The organism is Roseixanthobacter pseudopolyaromaticivorans (assembly GCF_043195145.2).
Lineage (GTDB): Bacteria > Pseudomonadota > Alphaproteobacteria > Rhizobiales > Xanthobacteraceae > NCEH01.
Window position 1 is genome coordinate 1,218,338 of sequence record NZ_CM195539.1, and the last position, 23,432, is coordinate 1,241,769.

At 65.1% G+C, this 23,432-nt stretch carries 24 protein-coding genes; 15 read left to right on the forward strand and 9 right to left on the reverse strand.

All coding sequences use genetic code 11. The features are described 5' to 3' along the window. Nucleotides 1-91 precede the first annotated feature (91 nt). The 10 genes from urtB to ureG all read left to right on the forward strand — a co-directional run bounded on the left by urtB (nt 92) and on the right by ureG (nt 9,720). The gene (urtB, locus tag V5F68_RS05950) at nt 92-1,723 is read left to right on the forward strand and encodes an urea ABC transporter permease subunit UrtB (protein WP_394013711.1); all 1,632 of its coding nucleotides are present in this window, start codon (nt 92-94) and stop codon (nt 1,721-1,723) included. Then, nucleotides 1,720-2,847: an urea ABC transporter permease subunit UrtC gene (gene urtC, locus V5F68_RS05955; RefSeq protein WP_394013712.1), complete on the forward strand. Its 1,128-nt coding sequence runs from the start codon at nt 1,720-1,722 to the stop codon at nt 2,845-2,847. Before urtB ends, urtC begins: the two co-directional genes overlap by 4 nt. A gap of 4 nt (nt 2,848-2,851) precedes the next feature. Next, on the forward strand, nt 2,852-3,622 hold the full coding sequence (urtD, locus tag V5F68_RS05960) for an urea ABC transporter ATP-binding protein UrtD (protein WP_348846158.1): 771 nt from the start codon (nt 2,852-2,854) through the stop codon (nt 3,620-3,622). A gap of 3 nt (nt 3,623-3,625) precedes the next feature. Beyond that, nucleotides 3,626-4,321 carry an urea ABC transporter ATP-binding subunit UrtE gene (gene urtE / locus V5F68_RS05965; protein WP_394013713.1) on the forward strand — a complete coding sequence of 232 codons (696 nt, stop codon included), beginning with the start codon at nt 3,626-3,628 and terminating at the stop codon, nt 4,319-4,321. Beyond that, entirely contained in the window at nt 4,293-5,156 is an 864-nt protein-coding gene (locus V5F68_RS05970; RefSeq protein ID WP_394013992.1) for an urease accessory protein UreD, read from the forward strand. The genes urtE and V5F68_RS05970 overlap by 29 nt, the downstream gene beginning before the upstream one ends. Before the next feature lie 11 nt (nt 5,157-5,167). Further along, nucleotides 5,168-5,788 (forward strand): urease subunit gamma, encoded by a 621-nt coding sequence (locus V5F68_RS05975; protein ID WP_394013714.1) that lies wholly within the window; start codon nt 5,168-5,170, stop codon nt 5,786-5,788. A gap of 89 nt (nt 5,789-5,877) precedes the next feature. Next, nucleotides 5,878-7,596 (forward strand): urease subunit alpha, encoded by a 1,719-nt coding sequence (gene ureC, locus V5F68_RS05980; protein ID WP_394013715.1) that lies wholly within the window; start codon nt 5,878-5,880, stop codon nt 7,594-7,596. A gap of 9 nt (nt 7,597-7,605) precedes the next feature. Further along, on the forward strand, nt 7,606-8,397 hold the full coding sequence (locus V5F68_RS05985; RefSeq protein ID WP_394013716.1) for an urease accessory protein UreE: 792 nt from the start codon (nt 7,606-7,608) through the stop codon (nt 8,395-8,397). Continuing rightward, nucleotides 8,390-9,097: an urease accessory protein UreF gene (locus V5F68_RS05990; protein WP_394013717.1), complete on the forward strand. Its 708-nt coding sequence runs from the start codon at nt 8,390-8,392 to the stop codon at nt 9,095-9,097. The genes V5F68_RS05985 and V5F68_RS05990 overlap by 8 nt, the downstream gene beginning before the upstream one ends. Beyond that, nucleotides 9,094-9,720 (forward strand): urease accessory protein UreG, encoded by a 627-nt coding sequence (gene ureG / locus V5F68_RS05995; protein ID WP_394013718.1) that lies wholly within the window; start codon nt 9,094-9,096, stop codon nt 9,718-9,720. Before V5F68_RS05990 ends, ureG begins: the two co-directional genes overlap by 4 nt. Before the next feature lie 16 nt (nt 9,721-9,736). Here the strand turns inward: ureG and cydB are convergent, their stop codons facing one another. From cydB to efp, 4 genes are all read right to left on the reverse strand, one after another. After that, a complete protein-coding gene (cydB, locus tag V5F68_RS06000) occupies nt 9,737-10,741 on the reverse strand; it encodes a cytochrome d ubiquinol oxidase subunit II (RefSeq protein WP_394013719.1) in 1,005 nt (334 codons plus the stop codon). 12 nt (nt 10,742-10,753) lie between these two features. Continuing rightward, nucleotides 10,754-12,154: a cytochrome ubiquinol oxidase subunit I gene (locus tag V5F68_RS06005; RefSeq protein ID WP_394013720.1), complete on the reverse strand. Its 1,401-nt coding sequence runs from the start codon at nt 12,152-12,154 to the stop codon at nt 10,754-10,756. A gap of 202 nt (nt 12,155-12,356) precedes the next feature. Further along, entirely contained in the window at nt 12,357-12,746 is a 390-nt protein-coding gene (locus tag V5F68_RS06010) for a response regulator (protein WP_394013721.1), read from the reverse strand. A gap of 154 nt (nt 12,747-12,900) precedes the next feature. Next, the gene (gene efp / locus V5F68_RS06015) at nt 12,901-13,470 is read right to left on the reverse strand and encodes an elongation factor P (protein WP_394013722.1); all 570 of its coding nucleotides are present in this window, start codon (nt 13,468-13,470) and stop codon (nt 12,901-12,903) included. Between the two features lie 138 nt (nt 13,471-13,608). Here efp and epmA point away from each other — a divergent pair, with 138 nt between their 5' ends. Beyond that, nucleotides 13,609-14,658: an EF-P lysine aminoacylase EpmA gene (gene epmA / locus V5F68_RS06020; protein ID WP_394013723.1), complete on the forward strand. Its 1,050-nt coding sequence runs from the start codon at nt 13,609-13,611 to the stop codon at nt 14,656-14,658. 234 nt (nt 14,659-14,892) lie between these two features. On the opposite strand, the gene V5F68_RS06025 is transcribed toward epmA, so the two are convergent. From V5F68_RS06025 to V5F68_RS06045, 5 genes are all read right to left on the reverse strand, one after another. Further along, nucleotides 14,893-16,269 (reverse strand): Fic family protein, encoded by a 1,377-nt coding sequence (locus V5F68_RS06025; protein ID WP_394013724.1) that lies wholly within the window; start codon nt 16,267-16,269, stop codon nt 14,893-14,895. A 600-nt stretch (nt 16,270-16,869) separates the two neighbouring features. After that, nucleotides 16,870-17,649 carry an anti-sigma factor family protein gene (locus V5F68_RS06030; protein ID WP_394013725.1) on the reverse strand — a complete coding sequence of 260 codons (780 nt, stop codon included), beginning with the start codon at nt 17,647-17,649 and terminating at the stop codon, nt 16,870-16,872. Next, nucleotides 17,646-18,176, reverse strand: a complete 531-nt coding sequence (locus V5F68_RS06035; protein WP_394013726.1) for an RNA polymerase sigma factor — start codon at nt 18,174-18,176, stop codon at nt 17,646-17,648. Before V5F68_RS06035 ends, V5F68_RS06030 begins: the two co-directional genes overlap by 4 nt. A gap of 75 nt (nt 18,177-18,251) precedes the next feature. Continuing rightward, nucleotides 18,252-19,709 (reverse strand): YncE family protein, encoded by a 1,458-nt coding sequence (locus V5F68_RS06040; RefSeq protein ID WP_394013727.1) that lies wholly within the window; start codon nt 19,707-19,709, stop codon nt 18,252-18,254. Between the two features lie 12 nt (nt 19,710-19,721). Continuing rightward, nucleotides 19,722-20,243, reverse strand: a complete 522-nt coding sequence (locus tag V5F68_RS06045; protein WP_394013728.1) for a DUF305 domain-containing protein — start codon at nt 20,241-20,243, stop codon at nt 19,722-19,724. A gap of 220 nt (nt 20,244-20,463) precedes the next feature. On the opposite strand from V5F68_RS06045, the gene V5F68_RS06050 reads away from it, so the two are divergent. The 4 genes from V5F68_RS06050 (at nt 20,464) to V5F68_RS06065 (ending at nt 23,304) form a co-directional block, all read left to right on the forward strand. After that, nucleotides 20,464-20,889: a Cif family virulence factor gene (locus V5F68_RS06050; protein ID WP_394013729.1), complete on the forward strand. Its 426-nt coding sequence runs from the start codon at nt 20,464-20,466 to the stop codon at nt 20,887-20,889. Nucleotides 20,890-20,989: 100 nt separating this feature from the next. Then, nucleotides 20,990-21,358, forward strand: a complete 369-nt coding sequence (copC, locus tag V5F68_RS06055) for a copper homeostasis periplasmic binding protein CopC (protein ID WP_394013730.1) — start codon at nt 20,990-20,992, stop codon at nt 21,356-21,358. A 59-nt stretch (nt 21,359-21,417) separates the two neighbouring features. Then, the gene (copD, locus tag V5F68_RS06060) at nt 21,418-22,239 is read left to right on the forward strand and encodes a copper homeostasis membrane protein CopD (RefSeq protein WP_509274670.1); all 822 of its coding nucleotides are present in this window, start codon (nt 21,418-21,420) and stop codon (nt 22,237-22,239) included. Nucleotides 22,240-22,407: 168 nt separating this feature from the next. Next, nucleotides 22,408-23,304, forward strand: coding sequence for a dienelactone hydrolase family protein (locus tag V5F68_RS06065; RefSeq protein ID WP_394013732.1), 897 nt, complete (start codon nt 22,408-22,410; stop codon nt 23,302-23,304). The last annotated feature ends 128 nt before the right edge of the window (nt 23,305-23,432 follow it).

The window sequence follows — 23,432 nt, forward strand, 5'->3', positions numbered from 1 at the left end:
GAGTCTTCGAAAGAAGGCAAGTCGCGGCGTCGTCCGTCTGCTTCGGGGGGAGCAGACGGACGCATCGCCACCGCTTCCAGGCGAGGCCGAGATGACGATTTCCTTGATGCGGCTGGCCCTGTCCGCCCTGCTGGCCCTGGTTCTCCTCGGGGCGGGCCCAGGGTTCGTGACCGAGGGCCGCAGCCAGAGCGCCGCAGATATCGCGCCCGCCGTGGCAAAATTCGCCGCCGACAGTTATTCCGATACCGAGGCGGGCCTCGCTGCTCTCGCCCTCAGCCCGAATCCCCAGGCCGCCGTGATCGTCGAGGCGGTCGGTGACGGGCGTCTGGTGTTCGATCCCGCAACGAAGTCCGTTTATGTGAAGACCAAGGCTGGGGCGCTCACCGACGCGGCCACTGGCGCCGCTGTGTCGGGCGCGCCCGCAGATCTCAAGACGGTTCGTCTCAACAATCGCGTGCGGCGTGCCGTCGAGGCCGCGGCCGGCGCTCTCGCCCTGGTCAGCCCCGATCCGCAAAAGCGCCTTGAGGCAGCGGGAGCCGTGTTCAAATCGCGTGATCTCGCGGCCCTGCCGGCCCTCCAAGCCGCCATAGCGAAGGAGCGCGATCCGGCCATCAAGGATGCGCTCGCCCAGGCCCAGGCCGCCATCGTGCTGACCAAGGCGGATGCGCCGGAGGCCGACCGAGTCGCCGCAACCAAGCTGATCGTCGATCGCGGCGACCAGGAGGCCCTGGCCCTGCTCGCCGGTGTGCCTGCGGATGCGTCGCCCGCGCTGCGCACGGCGGCCGATGCAGGCATCGCCAAGATCAATCGATCCTTGGCGTTCTGGAATGTCGCGCAGAACGTCTGGTACGGACTTTCTCTGGGCTCGGTGCTGCTGCTTGCGGCCATCGGGCTCGCCATCACCTTCGGTGTGATGGGCGTCATTAACATGGCCCATGGCGAGATGGTGATGCTCGGCGCCTATACCACCTTCGTGGTGCAGGAGCTGATCCGCACCAAGGCGCCCTATCTGTTCGACTGGTCGTTGGCCATCGCCCTGCCGCTGGCGTTCCTGTTCACCGGCCTCGTGGGCATCGCCATCGAGCGCACGGTGATCCGCTTCCTCTACGGCCGCCCGCTGGAAACCCTGCTGGCCACCTGGGGCATCTCGCTGATGCTTCAGCAGGCGACGCGCACGATCTTCGGCCCGACCAACAAGGAAGTCGGCGCGCCGTCCTGGATGTCCGGGGCATTCCAGCTCGGGCAGTTGTCGATCACCTATAACCGCCTGTGCATCATCATCTTCGCGCTCGGCGTGTTCTTCGCGCTCCTGGTGGTGCTGAAGCGCACCTCCCTCGGGCTCTATGTGCGCGCCGTCACCCAGAACCGCCGCATGGCGGGCGCCATGGGCATCCGCACCGGCCGCATCGACGCGCTTACCTTCGGGCTCGGCTCGGGCATCGCCGGCATCGCCGGCGTGGCGCTTTCGCAGATCGACAATGTGAGCCCGAACCTCGGCCAGGGCTACATCATCGATAGCTTCATGGTGGTGGTGTTCGGCGGCGTGGGCAATCTGTGGGGCACGCTGGTGGCGGCCTTCAGCCTCGGCATCGCCAACAAGCTGCTCGAGCCGTTCGCCGGCGCCGTGCTCGCGAAGATTGCGCTGCTGGTGTTCATCATCCTGTTCATTCAGAAGCGCCCGCGCGGCCTGTTCGCGCTCAAGGGCCGGGCGGTGGAATCATGAAGGGCCTCGGCATCGTTGATCGCCCTGGGGCGATCTTCCTTGTTCTGGTGGCGGCCGCCGCCATCCTGGTGCCGGTGGCCAATCTCCTGGTGCCGCCCGGCAACCCCTTCCACATCTCCAATTACCTTGTGCCGTTGCTGGGCAAATATCTCTGCTACGCGCTGCTGGCGGTGTCGGTTGACTTGGTGTGGGGCTATTGTGGGGTGCTCTCGCTGGGCCACGGTGCGTTCTTCGCGCTCGGCGGCTATGCCATGGGCATGTATCTGATGCGCCAGATCGGCGCGCGGGGCGTCTATGGCAATCCGGTGCTGCCGGATTTCATGGTGTTCCTCAATTACAAGGAACTGCCCTGGTTCTGGTATGGGTTCGACTGGTTCCCCTTCGCCATGATTATGGCCCTGGTGGTTCCCGGCGTCCTCGCCTTCGCGTTCGGCTGGTTCGCCTTCCGCTCGCGCGTCACCGGCGTGTACCTTTCCATCATCACGCAAGCCATGACGTTTGCGCTGATGCTGGCATTCTTCCGCAACGACATGGGCTTCGGCGGCAATAACGGCCTGACCGATTTCAAGGATATCCTCGGCTTCTCCATCTCCGCCGACGGGACGCGCGTGGCCTTGTTTGTCCTCTCCGCCATCGCGCTTGCGGCGGGATATCTGCTGTGCCGGGCGCTGGTGACCTCTAAATACGGGAAGGTGCTGGTCGCAGTGCGCGACGCGGAAAGCCGCACGCGGTTCCTCGGCTACCGGGTCGCCAACTACAAGCTGCTGGCCTGGACCGTCTCGGCGATGCTCGCGGGCGCGGCGGGGGCGCTGTATGTGCCGCAGGTGGGCATCATCAATCCGGGAGAATTCGCGCCGGCCAATTCCATCGAGATCGTCATCTGGGTGGCGGTCGGCGGGCGTGGAACGCTGGTGGGCGCTGCGCTTGGGGCGCTGATCGTGAACGCGGGCAAGACCTGGTTCACCGGCGTGCTGCCGGAAGCCTGGCTGTTCGCTCTCGGCGCGCTGTTCGTGCTGGTGACCTTGTTCCTGCCGCGTGGCGTGCTCGGCTTGTGGGGCAGCCTTTCGGCCAAACGCCACAAGCCCGCGCCCAGTGCCGTGGCTTCGGCCAAGCCCGCGGAGTGAGACCATGGAAGCGAGCCAAGCCCTCACCCCGATCCTTGCCCAATCTCTGCTGTATCTCGACAATGTCTCGGTGGTGTTCGACGGTTTCCGCGCGCTCAACGCCTTGTCGTTGACCATTGAGGAAGCGGAGATGCGGGCCATCATCGGCCCTAACGGCGCCGGCAAGACCACCATGATGGACGTCATCACCGGTAAGACCCGCCCCACCAAGGGCGAGGCCCTGTTCGCCGGCGTGCACGACCTGACGCGCCTGGACGAGGCGGCGATTGCGGAGCTCGGCATCGGCCGCAAGTTCCAGACCCCGACCGTGTTCGACATGCACACGGTCGAGGACAATCTGCTGCTGGCAGTGAAAGCCGACCGGCGGCCTTTCTCCAACATCTACTGGCGCCGCACCGCCCATGAGCGCGAGCGCATCGATGCGCTGCTGGAACGTATCCGCCTGAAGGACCATCGCGGCCGCAAAGCCTCCGAGCTCAGCCATGGGCAGAAGCAATGGCTGGAAATCGGCATGCTGCTCGCGCAGGAGCCGCGGCTCCTGCTGGTGGATGAACCCGCCGCCGGCATGACCGACCAGGAGACCGCCGACACCGCCGAACTGCTGCGCGAGATTGCCAAGACCCGCGCCGTGGTAGTCGTGGAGCACGACATGCAATTCGTGCGCGACCTGGACGTGAAGGTGACTGTGCTGCACGAAGGCTCCGTGCTCGCGGAAGGGCCGCTCGATCAGGTGAGCGCCGACGAGCGCGTCATCGAAGTCTATCTGGGGAGGTGAGGGATGCTGAAGGTCGAGAATCTCGATCTCTATTACGGCGCCGCCCACACCTTGCGCAGCGTGTCGCTGGAGGCGATGCCGGGGCAGGTGACGTGCGTGCTCGGGCGCAACGGGGTCGGCAAGACCTCGCTGCTGCGCGCCATCGTCGGCCAGCGCGCCATCGCCGGCGGCTCGATCAATTTCGATGGCCGCGACATAACCCGCCTGCCGACGCCGGATCGCGCCGCGCTCGGCATCGGCTTCGTGCCCCAGGGGCGGGAGGTGTTTCCGCTGCTGAGCGTGAAGGAGAATCTGGAGACCGGTTTCGCCCGGCTCGCCCGCAAGGAAAAATATGTGCCGGACGAGATTTTCGAACTCTTCCCGGTGTTGAAATCCATGATGGGCCGGCGCGGCGGCGACCTCTCGGGCGGGCAGCAGCAGCAATTGGCCATCGGCCGCGCTTTGGTGACGCGTCCGCGCCTGCTGGTGCTGGACGAACCGACGGAAGGCATTCAGCCGTCCATCATCAAGGATATCGGCCGGGCCATTTCCTATTTGCGCGACAAGGGGGATATGGCCATCGTACTGGTGGAGCAATATTTCGAATTTGCCCGCGATTTGGCCGACCGCTTCATTCTGATGGAGCGCGGCGAGGTGGTGGCGAGCGGGGACCGGAGCGGGCTTGATGGGGATGACGTCCGCCGCCTCATGGCGATCTGAGGATTTGCCCCCGATTCCGGTGAGCGAAGCGCCGAAGCGCCAGCGCAGCGTGGGGCGCCTTCGGATCGCCGCGGCCGGCGCACGCGGGCGGACGCATTTGCAGGAGCTTGAGGAGCAAGGCGCGTTGCGCGGTCGCCTGCCGCGCAGCGATGGCGGCGACATGGAGGCGGTGATCGTCAACACCTCTGGCGGGGTTGCCTGCGGCGATACGTTTGCCATCGAGATCGAGGCGCGCGACGGCGCGCGGCTGACGGTCTCCACCCCTGCCGCTGAGAAAGTCTACCGGTCCGATGCCGATGAGGCGTCGATCCATGTGCGGCTCGCCGCCGGCCATGGTGCCGCTCTGCATTGGTTGCCACAGGAAACAATCCTGTTCGACCAGGCCCGCCTGACGCGCCGCTACGAGGTGGACCTTGCGCCCGAAAGCCAGTTCCTCGCCTTTGAGGCGCTGGTTTTGGGGCGCGCGGCGCGCGGCGAGGTGATGAAGGGCGGGGCGCTGGTTGACCAATGGCGGGTGCGGCGCGGCGGCGGCCTGATCTATGCCGACGCGCTGCGGCTGGCCGGTCCCATCGGCGCCCTTCTGACTAAGCCGGCGATCGCCAACGGCCGGCATGCGCTGGCAACCCTGCTCTATGTGGCTCCCGACGCAGAAGCGCGGCTCGAGGATGTGCGTGCGGCGCTCGAAACGTGCGCCAGCGAATGCGGCGCGAGTGCCTGGAATGGACTTCTTGTGGTGCGTTGGCTTGCCGAGGACATCGAGATGTTGCGGCGCGACGCCACCTCGTTTTTGATGACGTTCCGGGGTGCGCCGCTGCCCCGCGTCTGGGCTTCCTGAGGAGATAGGCCTTGCTGCTGACGCCGCGCGAAAAGGACAAGCTGCTCATCGCCATGGCGGCGGAAGTGGCGCGCAAGCGCCTCGCCCGTGGCGTGAAGCTCAATTTCCCCGAGGCGGTGGCCCTTATCACCGATTTCGTGGTGGAAGGCGCGCGCGACGGGCGCACTGTGGCCGATCTCATGTCCGCCGGCGCCCATGTGCTCACCACTGATCAGGTGATGCCGGGGATCGCCGAAATGCTCCACGACATCCAGGTGGAGGCGACCTTTCCCGACGGCACCAAGCTCGTCACGGTGCACCATCCCATCCGGGGCGAAGCCTCCGACGACGTGCCGGGAGAGATTATCACCGCGCCGGGGCAGATCGTGTTCAACGAGGGCGCGGAGCGGGTGACGCTCACGGTCGCCAATACCGGCGATCGGCCGATCCAGGTCGGCAGCCACTATCATTTCTTCGAGACCAACCCTGCGCTTGCCTTCGATCGCGACAAGACACGCGGCATGCGGCTCGACATTGCGGCCGGCACTGCCGTGCGCTTCGAGCCGGGGGCGACGCGGGAAGTCACGTTGGTGCCGTTCGGCGGCAAGCGCGAAGTATTCGGTTTCCGGGGCGCGGTCTCGGGAAAATTGTGAGGCCCGCGACACGCGCTTTCGATGGCCCGAGAGGCCGCAAACATCGCCTTCAATGAACCGGCACAATCGGTTCTGACCAGGATGAGCCCATGTCCACCCCCGCCCATCTGCCCCGTTCCGCTTATGCGCATATGTTCGGCCCCACCACCGGCGACAAGATCCGGCTCGCAGATACGTCTTTGGTGATCGAGGTGGAGAAGGACTTCACCATTTATGGCGAGGAGGTGAAGTTCGGCGGCGGCAAGGTGATCCGCGACGGCATGGGCCAGAGCCAGGTGACCAACGCCAATGGCGCGGTCGACACGGTGATCACCAATGCGGTGGTGCTCGACCATTGGGGCGTCGTGAAATGCGACGTGGGCCTCTCCGGCGGGCGCATCGTGAAACTCGGAAAGGCCGGCAATCCCGATGTGCAGGGCGGGGTGGACATCATCATCGGCCCCGGCACGGAAGTGATCGCGGGCGAGGGCAAGATCCTCACCGCTGGGGGCTTCGACAGCCACATTCATTTCATCTGCCCGCAGCAGATCGAAGAGGCGCTGGCCTCCGGCGTCACCACCATGCTGGGCGGCGGCACCGGACCCGCCACGGGGACCTTCGCCACCACCTGCACCCCCGGGCCCTGGCACATCGCCCGCATGATCGAGGCGGCCGACGCCTTTCCCATGAACCTCGCCTTTGCAGGCAAGGGCAATGCCTCGCTGCCGGCGTCGCTGGAGGAGATGGTGCGAGCGGGGGCCTGTGCGCTCAAGCTGCACGAGGATTGGGGCACGACCCCCGCCGCCATCGATTGCTGCTTGTCGGTGGCGGACGCCTTCGACGTGCAGGTGATGATCCATTCCGACACGCTGAACGAGAGCGGCTTTGTGGAGGACACCATCGCCGCCTTCAAGGGCCGCACCATCCATGCCTTCCACACGGAAGGCGCGGGCGGCGGGCATGCCCCGGATATCATCAAGGTGGCTGGCCTGCCGAACGTGCTGCCGTCCTCCACCAATCCCACCCGGCCCTATACCCGCAACACCATCGACGAGCATCTGGACATGCTGATGGTGTGCCACCATCTCGACCCCTCGATTGCCGAGGATCTCGCTTTCGCCGAAAGCCGCATCCGCAAGGAGACCATCGCGGCCGAGGACATCCTCCACGATCTCGGCGCGCTCTCCATGATGAGTTCGGACAGCCAAGCCATGGGCCGCGTGGGCGAGGTGGTGATCCGCACCTGGCAGACCGCCGACAAGATGAAGCGCCAGCGCGGCGCCTTGCCGGGCGAAACGGGCGACAATGACAATCTGCGCGCCCGCCGCTACATCGCGAAATACACCATCAATCCGGCGATCGCCCATGGTATGTCGAAGCATATCGGCTCGGTGGAGGCGGGGAAGCTCGCCGACCTCGTCCTCTGGTCGCCCGCATTCTTCGGCGTGAAGCCGGATCTGGTGCTGAAGGGTGGAGTGATCGCGGTCGCCCAGATGGGCGATCCGAACGCCTCCATTCCCACCCCGCAGCCGGTGCATTATCGCCCCATGTTCGGCGCCTATGGGAGGGCGCGCACGGGCTCTTCACTGACTTTCGTCTCCAAGGCGGCGATCGAGGACGGGCTGGCGGCGAAACTCCAGGTCGCCAAGCAATTGGTGGCGGTGGAAAATGTGCGCGGCGGCATCGGCAAGAAGGATATGGTGCTGAACGACGCGACGCCCCATATCGAGGTGGACGCCGAGACCTATGACGTGCGCGCGGACGGGGAATTGCTCGTCTGCGAGCCGGCGGAGGTTCTCCCCATGGCCCAGCGCTATTTCCTGTTCTGAGGTTTTTCCATGCTTCGTGCCACCGCCGTCGTTCGCCGTGCTGCCGTCCGTGAGGACAAGGTGGTGGACACCATCATGCTCGACCATCAGGCCCGGCATCGCCGTCGCGTCGCCATGACCGGCGCAAAGGGCCTGGATTTCCTGCTGGACCTGGAGAAAGCGACACTGCTGGATCACGGCGATGCGCTGAAGCTGGAGGACGGCTCGTTGGTGCGGGTGGAAGCGGCGCCCGAGAAGCTGATCGAGGTGCGCACCGGCAGTCCGCTGCGGCTGATGAAAGTGGGCTGGCACCTGGGCAACCGCCATGTGCCCACCGAGATCACCGAGGACGCGCTTTATATCGCCTATGACCATGTGCTGGTGGAAATGGTGCGCGGCCTCGGCGCCGGCGCCGCCCCGGTGCTGCGGCCCTTCCGTCCCGAGCGCGGCGCCTATGAGGCCGCAGAGGCCCATGGGCACGGCCACGATCACGGGCATTCCCACGATCATGGGCATGAGCACGCCGGCCATGACCATCATGCCCACGAGCATCACGCCCATGCGGAGGCGCACGCGTGCGGTTGCGGCCACGACCACGGCCATGATCACGACCACGACCATGCCCATCATGCGGCCGGTCACGATCACACCCACGGCGATCATGCGCACCACGACCACGGGCATCACGGCGAAGCGACGGTCGCCTCCGCCAGCGCCTCCGCCCATGTGCACGGGCCGGAGTGCGGCCATGATCATTCCCACGACCACGATCATTCCCACGATAATTCCCACGGCCGGGATCCCTCCCATCGCCATGGCTGATCATGCCGCCGTCCCGCAAACCGGGACGGCCGATATTCTCCCGCTCCTGGCGTGGCTCTCCCCGGCCTTTCCCGTGGGCGCCTACGCCTATTCCCACGCTCTGGAGTGGGCTGTGGAGGCGGGCGACATCCGCACCGAGGCGGACCTCGCCGGCTGGCTGGAAGACCTGCTTCTGCACGGCCTCGGCGGCAACGACGGCATTCTGTTCGAGCAGGCGATGGCAGCGGCCGGGGCGGGGGAGGGTGCGCGCCTGGTCGAGGTCAACGCCCTCGCGGTCGCGCTCGCCCCTTCGGCCGAGCTGCGGCTGGAGACCTGCCAGCAGGGACGCAGCTTTCTCGATGCCGTGTGCGCCGCTTGGCCGACACCCGCTCTGCTTGCGCAGGCCGGCTTGCTCAAGGGGGAGGTGGCCTATCCCGTGGCGGTGGGCCTTGCCGCCGCCGCCCATGGCGTGCCGCGGCAGCCGGCGCTCGAAGCTTTCCTCCTGGCGATGATGCAGAATCTGGTGTCCGCCGCGATCCGCCTTGCGCCCATCGGCCAGACCGCGGGCACGCGGGTGGTGGCCGCTCTCGCGCCCAAAGTGCGGGTGCTGGCGGCCGACATTCCCGCGCTTACCCTGGACGACCTGGGCAGCGCGACCTTCCGGGCCGATCTCGGCTCGTTCCGACACGAAACCCAATATACGAGGCTGTTCCGCTCATGAGCACATCGGCAAATGGTCCGCTTCGCGTCGGCATCGGCGGCCCGGTGGGATCGGGCAAGACGGCGCTGATGGAAGCGCTCTGCAAGGCCTTCCGCAACCGCTACGACATCTGCGCCATCACCAACGACATCTACACCAAGGAGGATGCGCGCATCCTCACGGTGGCCGGCGCGCTGGAGCCGGAGCGCATCCTCGGGGTGGAGACCGGCGGCTGCCCCCATACCGCGATCCGCGAGGACGCGTCCATCAATCTGCGGGCGGTGGCCGATATGCAGGCCAAATTCCCCAATCTGGACATCGTGTTGATCGAATCCGGCGGAGACAATCTCGCCGCCACCTTTTCCCCGGAGCTGGCCGACCTCACCATCTACGTGATCGATGTCGCTGGCGGCGAGAAAATCCCGCGCAAGGGCGGCCCGGGCATCACCCGCTCGGACCTGCTGGTGGTGAACAAGACCGACCTTGCCCCTATGGTGGGCGCCGACCTCTCGGTGATGGAGGCGGACACCCAGCGCATGCGCGCCGGGCGGCCATACGTCTTCTCCTCCATCCGCAACGCAATCGGGGTGGAGGTTGTGACGCGCTTCATCGAGAAGGCGGGGGGCCTGACTCCGCGCGGGTGAGGCACCCGCGCGCGGGTCAGTGGTAGCCCTCGCCCTCGCGCACCTTGCCGCGGAACAGCCAGTAGACGAACACGATGTAGCCGAGGATGACCGGCAGCAGGAAAATGACGCCGAACAGCATCAGGATCTGGCTCGGCGCGGCAGCGGCGGTCTGCCACACCGTGAGGCTGGGCGGCACGAGATAAGGGAAGGTCGAGATGCCGAGCCCCAGGAAGCCCAGCACGAACAAGGCGATGCAGCCGAAGAAGGGGGCATATTCCGCCGTCCCCTTCAAGCCGCGCCACACCAGATAGGCCACCGCGGCTGTGACCAGCGGAACCGGGGCGAGATAGAAGATGTTCGGGGTCACGAACCAGCGCTGTGCGATGCGGTCGAAGGCCAGCGGTGTCCAGAGGCTGACGATGGCCATGAAGCCAAGAACCACAGGAAGCAGTGTCAGTGCGGTCTTCCGCGCCTGGGCGGCGACCGCGCCGTCCGTCTTCATGAGCAGCCAGGTGCTGCCCAGCAGGGCATAGCCGCCCACCACGCTGACCCCGCAAAGAAGGGCGAACGGAGTCGCCCAATCGAACGAACCGCCGGCGAATTGGCCGTTCTGCACGTTGATGCCCTGCACCAGCCCCCCCAGGACCACACCCTGGCAAAAGGCGGCAAGGGTGGAACCGGCGGAGAAGGACAGGTTCCACCAGCGCCGGCTGGTGAGCGCCACCCACCGGAATTCGAAAGCGACCCCGCGAAACACCAAGGCCAACAGCATGATGATGATCGGCAAGTAAAGCGCCGGCATCACCACCGCATAGGCTTTGGGAAAAGCGACCCAAAGGCCGCCGCCACCCAGGACAAGCCAGGTTTCGTTGCCGTCCCAGAACGGGGCGACCGTATTCATCATCTGGTCGCGCTCGCGCTCTTCCTTCGCAAACGGGAACAGGATGCCGATGCCGAGGTCGAAACCGTCGAGCACCACGTACATGACCACCGCCACCGCGATGATGAGCGACCAGATGACGGGGAGATACCATTCCATGGCCTATTCTCCTCACGAACCGGATGCGATGGCTTCGCGACCGGCTTCATGCGCGGCTGCGATGGGACGGCTCGGCGTGTCGTTGCCGGAAGGCGCGATGGCGGATCCGCCAGGTCCCTTCACGATCAGGCGGTTGATGTAATAGATGCCCATCGAGAAGACGATGCCATAGACGAGAACGAACAGAACCAAGGTGAAAGCGACTGACCCCGCACTCACCGGCGAAATCGCGTCCGCCGTTCGCAGGATATTGTAGGCAAGCCAAGGCTGGCGACCTTGCTCCGTGACGATCCAGCCCGAAAGTATGGCGAGAAAGCCCAGGGGCCATGCGAGATGGGCAGGGTAAAGGTACCACCGGCTATCGTAAAGCTTGCGCTTGTAGAGCAGAAACACGCCGACCCAGCCGAAGAGGATCATCAACACGCCGATTCCCACCATGGCGCGGAAGCCAAAGAAGGGGCCGATGACGGGCGGCCGGTCATTCGGAGCAAAGTCCTTCAACCCAGGGAAGAGCCCATCCAGGGAATGGGTGATCATTAAAGATGCGCCGCGGGGGATTGAGATTTCGAAGAGATTCTTCTCCGCCTTTGCGTCGGGCCAGGCAAAAAGAACAAGGGGTGCGGGCTTCGAGCCGTCCCAATGTGCTTCGATGGCGGCAATCTTTGCCGGCTGATACTTCGCGGTATTCAGCCCATGGGCGTCGCCCACATAGGCCTGGATCGGCGCGACGATGGCCAGCATGCCGATGGCCATCTGCATCATGACGCGGGATTCTTCCGGAAACTTGCCAGCCAGCAGATAGCGCGCGCCCACCGCCAGCACCACCAGCGAGGTGGTAAGATATGCCGCAAGCAGCATGTGCGGCAGGCGGTGCAGGAAGCTCGGATTGAAGATAATCTCAAGCCAGTCAAGAGGATAGGCGAGGCCGTCACGCATCTCATAGCCGGTCGGCGTCTGCATCCAGGAATTGGCGGAGAGGATCCAGAAGGCCGACATGGCGGTTCCGACCGCGACCATCACGCAGGCCAGCACATGCAGCCAGCGGGGCACGCGGTTCCAGCCGAACAGCATCACGCCCAGGAAGGTGGCCTCCAAGAAGAAGGCCGTCAGCACCTCGAAGCCGATCAGCGGGCCAATAACGCTGCCGGTCACCTCGGAGAAGCGGCTCCAATTGGTGCCGAATTGATAGGACAAGACAATGCCCGAGACCACGCCCATGGCGAAGCTCACGGCGAAGATCTTGGTCCAGAAACGGGAGAGGCGATGGAAGACGTCGCGATCCGTCTTGATCCACAAGAGTTCTAGCGTCGCAATAAAAGCAGATAGCCCGATGGTGAAGCTCGGGAAAATGATGTGGAAGGAGACGGTGAACGCGAACTGAAGACGTGCCAGAACGACCGGATCGAGATCCATTGCTTCTTCCCCCTTCGGCGGAAGAGGCGGGTCCACTATCCCCGCCCGGATTGGGTTGAGCTTGGCCAGCGCGCGCTCAACGTACCTGACTTCTAGGCTGGGCTCCAGCGCCAATGGAATGCGGCAGGTGCGCCTAGAGGCATTTCGCCGCCCGGGCTGGGCATTTCGTCCATCTGGGCAAAAAGATGAGCCTTTTCAAGGCTCAGGTCGTGGGGGCGACCGGCTGGACAGGGGCCGAAAAGAGCCCGCAGATGGCGGCGATCACGCTCGCCTCAAGGTAGGGCTTCAGGAGCACCGGCACCGTGCGCAGATGGGCGGGCAAGGTGGAGTCCTGCCCGTAACCGCTGCAAAACAAAAGGGGAATGCCTCGGCGCGTGAGAATCTCAGCGACCGGAAGCACGTCCTCGCCGTGGAGGTTTCGGTCCAGGATGGCGGCGTCGAGCGGCAGGGTGCGGGCCGCCGCGAGGGTCTCGGCGAGGGTGCCCGTGGGGCCGATGACGGTACAGTTTTGCCGCAAAAGCGCGTCTTCCAGAATGAGCGCCACAAGCATCTCATCTTCCGCAACGAGCACGCGCTTGCCCGACAAAGTCATGTTTCGTCCCGCCCCTCAGCAAATGTCCGCCGGACTAAACCGCCTATTCGCCCGAATGTTCCGTGCGGAAATGAAAATGCGCGCAAACCGGACGGCAGCGCGCATATTCAACATGCAGAAAAAGTGAAAATCCGCTCGCACCGAAGGGGAGGGATCAGTCCTTGGCGCGCTCCACATACGAGGCGTCGGCGGTCATCACCACCACGCGGGTGCCGGTGGCCACGTGCGGCGGTACCATGGTACGTACGCCGTTGGAAAGCATGGCCGGCTTGTAGGAGGAGGAGGCGGTCTGCCCCTTCACGGTCGGCTCGGTGTCGACGATCTCCAGGGTCACGCGCTGGGGCAGCTCGATGGCAATGGCGACGCCGTTGTGCATGGAGATCATGCACTCCATGCCCTCCTGGAGGTAGACGGCCATATCGCCGATCACGTCCTTGGGCACGGCGATCTGGTCGTAATTCTCCGGGTTCATGAAGGTGTAGCCGTCGCTATCCTGGTAGAGATAGGTGTGCGGACGGTCTTCCACATAGGCGCGCTCCACCTGCTCGGTGGTGCGGTAGCGCTCGGAGATCTTCACCCCGTCGGAAATGCGGCGCATGTCCATCTGCGTGACGGGCGTGCCCTTGCCGGGATGGATGTTCTCGGCGCTCAGGATGACGTAGAGCTTGTCGTCGATTTCGACCACATTGCCTTTGCGCAGAGAGCTGGCGATGACCTTGACCACGGTGTTTCTTCCTCGAACGGCTTGGGGCGCCCGGGCGCCCTTGATCGGGGCGCAACATAGCGATCTTCTCGCTTTTCGCCACCCTTGCCGGCTGCTTTTGTGCGCCGACGCAAGTGTTTTTCCACGCGGCCCACAGTTTTGAGCGCCGCTCCTTCCCCCTGGTGGAGCCCGGATCGCCACCAGGACCGGCTGCCGTTCCTGCGCGCGCGGGGGCGCATCACGAAGGCCATCCGCGCCCATTTCGAGGGCGAGGGTTTCGCCGAGGTGGAGACGCCGATCCTCCAGGTCTCGCCCGGCAACGAGGCGCATCTGCACGCCTTTTCAACCACTTGGCGCGCGCCGGATGGCACCTGCGCGCCGCTCTGTCTGCGCACCTCGCCCGAGTTCACCGCCAAGAAGCTGCTGGCGGCGGGGGAAACGCGCATCTTCGAACTCGCCCGCGTGTTCCGCGACCGCGAGCGCGGCGCGACCCACCATCCCGAATTCACCATGCTGGAATGGTATCGGGCGGGGGAACCCTATGAAACCCTGATGGAGGATTGCGCCGCGCTCCTGGCGCTGGCGGCGCGGGCGGGGGGCGTCGCGCGCTTCTCCTGGCGCGGACAGGAGTGCGACCCGTTCGCTGCGCCCGAGCGGCTCACTTTGGTTGAGGCGTTCGCCCGCCACGCCGGCATTGATCTTTCCCCGCTGCTGGCGCCGCCGGGGGAGGAGCCGCAGGCCGCCCCCCTGGCGCAGGCGGCGCGCGCCGCAGGCGTCCGGGTGGCGGAGGACGACACCTGGGCGGATATCTTCTCCAAGGTGCTGGTGGAGCGCATCGAGCCCCATCTCGGCCGGGGGCGGGCGACGCTTTTGTACGAATACCCCACCAGCGAGGCGGCGCTGGCCCGGCCCAAGCCGGCGGACCCGCGCGTCGCCGAGCGGTTCGAGCTTTATGCCTGCGGGGTGGAGCTGGCCAATGCCTTCGGCGAACTGACCGACCCGCACGAGCAGCGCCGCCGCTTCGAAGTGGAGATGGCGGAAAAGGCCCGCCTCTATGGCGAGCGCTATCCCCTGGACGAAGGTTTTTTGGCCGCCCTCGCCCTCATGCCCCCCGCCAGCGGCTGCGCTTTGGGGCTGGACCGCCTGGCGATGCTGGCGAGCGGCGCGCGCAGCGTGGACGATGTGCTGTGGGCGCCGGTGGAGGTTTGAGGGGAAGGTGGCCGGAGCGGGACTTTCCATATGGATGTCTGGACCTCCGGTATGGGCCGGTAGCGCAATGTCTGTTTGTGAGCCGGGTTGCGAGAATAGCTGACATTCACGCCGCATCGGCTGCCGACCAACATACCCCGCTCCGGTGCAATGTTGGAATGTCGGCTCACGCCGACACCTGCCTATTGGAGTCAGCACAATCTAAAGTTGTGCAACTTAAAGGTAGGCTGCCGCTTAGCTGCCCAAACCTCCCTTCCTATAAAAAACGTCCTCGAACAGCTCTCTCACCACGTCCTCGATAGATTTGTCATCGATGCATTCCCGAATTCCCTTGGATTCCATGAATGTATACAGTCTATCATCATGGTATATCAGCTCGCGAAGTCTAATATCTGGATCGCTATATCTTAGGAAGTCTGGACGTTCCTCACTCCTGGCCTCTATACCCGTAAATTGCATTGAAACGACCTCTCTGAGATCGACCGTAAAATCGTCTGGTTTCGTTCTATGACGAGAGAAAAATCCAATTACCTTATAGACGGGTTCTCCATCCATAAAAAATAGGAGGGATATTGACCATGTAAACGCTGGTCGACGACCGGTTGTCACGAGACTCTTCCAGTCATCAAAATCTATCGTATCATACCACCGATACGACACGCCAATTACATCTGATGACTCGTCTAATTCGCTCGCAGCCCTCGCAAAGGCGTCCCGGATTTGCTCCATCCGTGATTTCCATACAACATACTGCTTGTGAAGTGCGCCAGTCTTCTTTGTTGAAGCAATTCGCGTCAGATTAGTGATCCACTTCATGCGCTCTTCAGGAGCGCGTGTGATCGCATCGATTCTGCCGAGGGTGCTAAGCTGGTTCTGAGCAAGAATTGAGACTATCTCGTCCCAATCACCAGCATCTGCCTTTTGTAGAGCTTGGTAATAGTGATCTCGCTGGGATGATGGAACACCTATTGGATAGAGCCCCCGCTTCAGCAAAACGAAATCCTGTAGTAAGCGCGCTGTTCGGCCATTTCCATCTACAAACGGATGCACAAACGAAATTTGATGGTGTATCCAAGCTGCCTGGATCACGGGGTGTAAGAACGACGCGTCTTTATACCCAGAAAGAACGTCGTTTACCAATGGAGCAACATCGAGTGGCGGTGGTGGCTGAAACGAAGCTCCAGAAATTTCGACAGATATTCTTCGAAATTCACCAGCCTCTTCCTTGATGTTGTCTAGAAACAACCTGTTTATCTCGCGTACCATTCGAGCGTCGAGATCGGCTCCATCCTCATATTGGTTATAGACAAAGCCGTCAGCCTTGAGAGCGTTGAAGATTTCCTGATCCTCCTTAGCTGGATTCTGAGAAATCACCATGGCGTCCATGATTGCCAAAGTTTGGCGACGCGTAGCTGCAATACCCTCGATATTTAGGGTAGCGGTTACACGATCAGGAAGAAACGCCTTTCGAACTTCCAGCTCAGTCTCGCGGGAAAACGGCCGTCGCTCGTTCAATCTCTCCGCGTTCTCATCAACTTGTTGAAGGAGCGCCAAAACATCGCCAGACAACGTTATTCCTTTTGGAGCCTGAATTACGTTTAGCGGTGTCACCTTTACTACCTCCCGAATGCTGACCATGCGCTAGCTAAACCTACCGCATGGTCGGAGGCAAGGCGTGGGGTGAAGAACAGCGCTCTATTTCCGCTCCGCGTAGATAAGCGATCAAGCTGGCTATGGCCGATTTGGGCGTTAGCAGTCGCTGCCGCCTGTCGATAGGCAAGGCGGCTTTTGTCCCACACACGATCATAACTCCAACGTCCGCTTTTCGGCGCGGTGGAATCTCTAGGGAACGGCCAAAAAGAGGGCGCAAAGCGGACGTCGCTGAGAGGCAGCTCAAGTGGCTGCACTAGATCATTACTCCTCCTACCCTCGCTCGACGCCGCCACCAATTTCACCCACTACCGCCCCCTGCCCCCCACCCCCCGATCACGCGCAGGTGTTCGCCGCTTCCGGTAATCCAAAACCTTCCCCCCTACCTCCCGGCCGCGTCCCGTGGCACAGGACGGGGGCCGCTGCTGCCGGCGGCCTGAATGAGGAGATCGCCATGGATTCCACGCCCATCGCGCCCGCCGCCGATCCCGCGCCGGCATACCCTGCCACCATCCCGGCCAGCACCGCTCGAAATTAAGCGGCCCCTTGGTCGTCTCCCGCTCAGGCCTCGTTGCGGATCTGGCGGCGCACTTCGTTGGCCAGCGGATGCAGGCGGTCCGGCGCCATCGCGCCGATCAGGCTGTAGCCGAGGCCGTGGTCGGCCCAGGCGAGGCCGTTGAGATCGCCCTGCGTGTGGGGCGACATGGGCGCGTCGCCTTCGCTGCGCATGGGACGCGCCAGCATCACGAGCCGGGTGCCCCGGTCGTCGTCATACATGAACAGCGCCGCCGGCCCGTGCTCGGTCGGCACCACCCGCCCGCCCATGAGCCGGTAGCCCGCCGCCGTGAGATCCGGAATGGCGACCGGGCGGCCGACGCTCTTGGTGGTCCAGGCGGCCAGCGTGTCGCGGTCGCCGGCGCGGATCTCGACCGGGCGGACCTGATCCGGCGCATAGGCGACATAGCTCGCCGCCGCCTCGCGGGCGAGGGCCTGCACGCCCTCGGTAGCGGGCACCGCCATGCCGCGCAGCGACCAGCCGCCAAGCCCGCCGAAGCAGAGGAGCAGGGCGGCCGCCGCAGCCATCGCCCAGCGGGGCGGCCGCTGCGGGCGGCGGCGGTCCGCGATCATGCGCGAGAGGTCGAGTTCGGTCGGCACCGGTTCCTCGATCACCGGCGCGAAGGCGGCGCGCAGCATGTCGCGCTGCTCGCCATAGTGCGCGATGCGCCCGGCCACCTCGGGGTGGGCATCGAGCCAGGCGCTCACCTCGGCATGGCGCGCGGGGTCGAGCGAACCGTCGATGAGGCCGTGGAGGTCGTCTTCGGTGATGGGGCGAGAGCTCATTTCACGCTCCGGAGATAAGGCGGCGAAAGGGTCGCCCGCGGTTCAGCGGACATGAGCCGCGAGAGGCGTTCGCGGGCGCGCGACAAGCGCGACATCACCGTGCCGATCGGGATATCGAGCACGCGTGCGGTATCGGCATAGGAGAGTTCCTCGACGGTGACCAGCAGCAGCACGGTGCGCTGCTCCTCCGGCAGTTCCGCCAGCGCGTCCATCAGGTCGCGGTGGCGCAGCCCGTCTTCCTGTCGCGGGGCGAAAGACAGGTGCGCGGCCTCCGCGTCGTCGAGCGGGATATGGACCGGCCGCTGGCTCGCGCGGCGCAGCCGCGTCATGGCGAGGTTGTGCAGGATGGCGAAGATCCAGGATCGCGCATCGTCCTCCTGGCGCCGTTGGTGCCAGCGGCTGATGGCGCGCTCCAGGCAGTCCTGCACCAGATCGTCCGCCGCCGCCCGCTCGCGCATCAGCGCGCGCGCATAACGCCGCAAAGCGGGGATGAGCGGCTCGATGAGGCGCACCATCTCGTGGTTCATGACATCTCCTTCCCGGAAGGCGGGCCTCTCCTGCGCGAGCGGCCCGCCTTCTCCTCCGTTCTGGGCCCGGAGGCGTCAGTCGAGCGTCTGGTGCTGGACGACGGCGCCGGTCTGCGCGGTCGTCCCTTCGGCGATGACGAGATAGCGGCGCTGTGCCTTCGCATCGTTCTGCACGATCTGCCGGATCGGTCCGGCGGCGTTGACGATAGCCGAACCTGCGGGGTTGGTCATGAACGCCGAGAGCGGCTCCAGCGTGCCCTTGCCATCCGGCTGGCTGGCGAGCGCCAGCACATAGGGCTTCTTCGGCGTCAGCCCGGTGACGGAGGCTTGCAGGATCTGGATCAGCCCCTGATCGAACAGCGAGACGCTGGTCGGCGCCTTCGCCTCTGCCTTGCCGTCCGGGCTGAGGGTGAGATGCACGGTCTGCCCCGCCACGCCGAGCGGCTGGAGGTTCTGCATGCCGTCGCCCTCGGGCACCGCGCCGGGGACATAGTTCACCGCCTGCGGCGCCTGGCCGATCGGGATCGTGGCGATCACCGTGTTGGTCAGCGTGTCGATGGCGGCGAGCGCATCGGCATTCTCAAGCCCGACATAGACCCGCGAGCCATCGCCCGACGGCCAGATGCCGTGCGGCAGCTTGCCCACGGGGATGGTCGCGACCTGCGAGAAATCGTCGGTGCGGAACACCTTCACTTCGTTGAGCCCGCCCACCGTCACATAGGCGAAGCTGCCGTGGGCGTTATGGGCGAAATTGACGTGGTTGGTGATGGGGCCGGTCTCGATCGTCTTGATCACGTCGAAGGGCGGCTGCGCGTTGAACACCTGGGTCTTGCCGATGTCCTTCAGCGTGAACCACACCTGCTTGCCGTCGGGCGACGCTGCGATGTTCGGGCAGAAGGGGCTCTCCTGCTTCACATGGCCGACGATCTGATGGTCGGCGGTGGAGATCACCACCGTCTCGGGCATGAAGGAGGAGCAGACATAGCCGTACTTTCCGTCGGGCGAGAAGATCTGCATGCCCGGGCCGTTCGGCACCTTGATGCGGGTCTTTTCCTCATAGGTCGCGCCGTCGAGCACGGCGATATAGTCCTCGCCGCGCACGGTCACCCACACTTCCTTGCCATCCGGGGTGAAGAACGCCTCGTGCGGCGAGCGGCCGACATAAGTGGTGTGCTTCACGGCATTGGTCGCGGTGTCGATGAAGGTGACGGAATTCGAGCCGATCGACACCACGGCGAGGGTCTTGCGGTCCGGCGAGAAGCCCATGCCGTGGACCAGCACCTGGCCCTTGTAGAGCGGGCTGAAATTGCCCGGCTGCGGATCGCCGAGCCGGATGACGCCGAGCAGCTTGTTGGTGGCCGGATCGGTGACCGAGACGGTGTTGGAGAACTGTTCCGCCGCATAGACGCGGTCATGGCTGCTCACCGCGATCGCCGGCGCAGAGGCGGCGAAGGGGGCTTCACCGGCAAAGGCCGGAGCCGCGCAAGCCAGAATCGTGCTGGCGAGCAGCGCACGCAGGATGGTCTTGTTCATCGTTGGTCTTTCCTATTTCGCCGGAGCGGCCGGCTGCGTCATGGGGGCGTCGTGCGCCATGGGCGCATTGCCTTGGGTGAGGTGAGGCTGGGCGGGAGCGGCATCCGGCTGGGTCTGTGCCGGCGCGGAGGGGGGCAGGGGCTGGCCAAGCGCGAGGCGCATCGCGACGATTTCCTGCTGCTGCTCGACCACGATTTCCTGGGCGATGCGCCGCAGCTGCGGGTTCTTGCCGTAGCGCAGATAGGCCACCGCCATGTCGATGGCGCCCTGATGATGGGGGATCATCATCGCCGTGAAATCGGCTTCGATATCGCCGGTCGGCTTCACCTCCATGTCCGCCATCATCTTGTCCATGGCGGCGGCGTTCTCGGCGAGGAAGGGCGTTTCATCGCTGGCGGGGGCTGCGCTGGCGGGGGCTGCGCTGGCGGCCGCGGCGGTGCCGGCACCGTGATCGTGGTCATGTGCTTCGGCGACGGCGCCGGTGAGGCAGGCCGCAAGCAGCGCGCCGACACAGGCGAGGTGTCGTGTTCGCATGGGGTTTTCTCCGTCCGGCGCGATGGCGCCTTCAGGAGGTGGGACTCCCGCCCCCGCCGATTATTCCGCGACGGCGCAAATTTTCTTCAGGCCCTCGCATCGGCCCGCTCGCCGCCCCGCCGCGCGGGCAGAAATTCACGGATTTAAGTCCGGCCGGGTGGAATAAATCGCGGTGGCACGAGTCCTCCTGTGTGCAGGCCCCATTTGGAGAGACACGCACATGCGCCTTTCAACCCTCGCCGCCACCCTCGTTCTCGTGGCCGCTTCCGGCTCGGCCGCGCTCGCGGGGCCCATCGAGGACCTCGCCAAGGCGCGCGTCGACGCCATCGCCAGCGGCGACCTCGCCACCGTGACCGCCGCTTACGACCCGGCCGCAACCCTGCACTGGGTCGGCGGGCCGCTCGACGGCACCTATGGCCAGCCGGGCAAGATCAAGGAAGTCTGGTCGAAATTCTTTGCCGCCCAGGGCGCCCAGAAGGCCACCATCGCCGCGACGGCGGAAGCCGCCAATCCAAAGGGCGGCACGGTGACGCTTGATGCCAACTTCGCCGGCAAGAACACGGTCAAGGTGCGCTACGTGCTGCTCTATCGGGACGGCAAGCTGGTCGATGAGATCTGGCAGGTGAATCCCACCGCATCCTATTGAGTAATCCCTGTGCGTCGGCCGGCAGCGGCCGCATGTCCATCATCACCCATGCCACAGGACGGCGCCGCGACCGGCGCCGTCCTCTCGGAGGACCCATAACGTGAAACGTCCCATCACTCCCGCACTCGCGCTCGCCATCTGCCTCTTGTCGGCAACCGGCGCGTTCGCCCATGCCCATCTGACGTCGCAGACGCCCTCCGCCAACGAGGTGGTCGTCGGCTCACCGGCCGCCCTGTCGCTCAGCTTCTCGGAAGGGCTCGAGATCAATCTCAGCGGCGTCACGCTCAAGGGCGCGGATGGCCAAGTCATCCCGACCGGCGCGGCCTCGCTCGCGGCCGGCGACACCAAGCAGATGAGCGTACCGCTCAACCACCCGCTCGCCGCCGGCATCTATACTATCGAATGGCATGCGCTCTCGAAGGACGGCCACACCACCCACGGTTCCTACCAGTTCACCGTAGGCCCGTGAGCGCGCCGGAGACCGCGCTGGCGCTCTGCAGGCTGCTCTTCTCAGCGGCCGCCATCGTCATGTATGGCGCGGGCTGTTTTATCGCCGTCGTCGCGCCGCCGCGATTGGGCTTGAAGATGAGCGCTGCGGCGGGGGCCGGCATGAGGGTGGCCAGTGTCGTCGCGTTCGCCGCCAGCCTTGCCTGGCTGCCGCTTGAAGCCGCCGTCATCGGGGGCGGCTGGCCCTCGGCCATCGACGGCCCGACGCTGTCGGCGCTCGCCTTCGGCACGGTGATCGGCACGGCATGGATGGTTCGCGTCGGTCTCGCGCTGCTGGCCGCAGCTGTCTTCCTCGCTCGGCCGCGCGCGCGCCGGGGACAGGCCGTGCTCGCCGCCTTGCTGCTGGCGAGTCTCGCCTTCTTAGGCCACGCCGAGATGGACGACGGCGCACGCAGGGCGCTCCATATTCTCAACGATGGCCTGCATCTGCTGTCCGGCGGCTTCTGGCTCGGCTCGCTCATCCTGTTGCCGGCCTGCCTCACGCGATTGCGGGACCCCGCGCTCGGCACGGAGGCGAAGACGGCGCTCCGCCGCTTTTCGCAGGCGGGCCATGTCGCCGTTGCCCTGGTCATTGCGACCGGGATCGTCAACACCGCGCTCATCCTCGGTCGCTGGCCGAACGATCTGGCCTCGCCCTATCAGCGCTTGCTGGACCTCAAGATCCTCCTCGTGCTTGCGATGGCCGGCGTTGCAATTCTCAACCGCTATATGTTCGTGCCGCGCCTCAAAACCCAGCCCGAGCGCGCCGTCGCACGCCTTCGCACCGGCACCCTGGCCGAGATCGCCCTCGGCGCCGGAGCCTTGGCGCTCGTCGCCGTCTTCGGCCTGATGGACCCCAGCTGACCGCATTGGTGCCGGCCCCTGGCACCGGCGCGCGGCAGGGGCCCGGAGGCGATCACGCGCAGGTGTTCGCGCCTCCCGGTAATCGAGAACCCTCCCCCCTACCTCCCGCCATGATCCCGTGCCAAATGACGCCGCCGCTTTGCCTGCGGCCAGCACGAGGATATCGCCATGGATTCCACGCCCATCGCGCCCGCCGCCGATCCCGCCCTGGAAGGGCTCGAGGGATTGGTGCGCGAACCCCTGTCCCGGCGCGGCTTCGTCATGACAGGCCTGATCGCCGGCTTCACCCTCGCCACCACTTCGGTGGAAGCCCAGGCGATCCACACCGATGCCGTCGGCCTGGTCGCCGGGGAAGTGAAGATCCCCACCGCCGACGGCGACATGCCCGGCTATCGCGCCATGCCCGAGGGCAACGGCCCGTTCCCGCTGGTGATCGTGGTGGAGGAGATTTTCGGCGTCCACGAATATATCAAGGACATCTGCCGCCGCCTCGCCAAGCAGGGCTATTGCGCCGTCGCGCCCGAGCTGTATGCCCGCCAGGGCGATCTCACGGGCATGACCGACATCCAGCAGATCGTTCGCGACGTCATCTCCAAGAAGCCCGACGCGGAAATGCTGTCGGATCTCGATGCGGCGGTGGCCTGGGCGGTGAAAAGCTCCAAGGGCGACGAAAACCGGCTTGGCATCACCGGCTTCTGCCGCGGCGGGCGCTCCGTGTGGCTCTATGCGGCGCATAATCCCAAGCTGAAGGCCGCCGTTGCCTGGTACGGCCCCATCGGTGGCGCGCGCACCGACATCCAGCCCAAGACCGCGGCCGATGTTGCCGCCGACATCAAGGCCCCGGTGCTGGGCCTCTATGGCGCGGCTGACACCGGCATTCCGGTGGCCGACGTGGAGAAGCAGCGCGACACCGCGCGCGCCGCCGGCAAGACGGTGGAGATCGTGCTCTATCCCGACACCCCCCACGCCTTCCATGCCGACTACCGCCCGAGCTATCGCAAGGAAGCGGCAGAGGACGGCTGGAAGCGCATGCTCGCTTGGTTCAAGAAATACGGCGTCGCCTGAGCGCGCTTTGCCCCAGGCCCGGCACAGGCCGGGCCTGGGGGGCCGCTTTGCGGCTCTCCCCCTTTCAAATGCTCGAACGGGGTCTAAGCTCGGTGGGGAATTGATGCGGGCGGCCGCGCCGCCCGAGC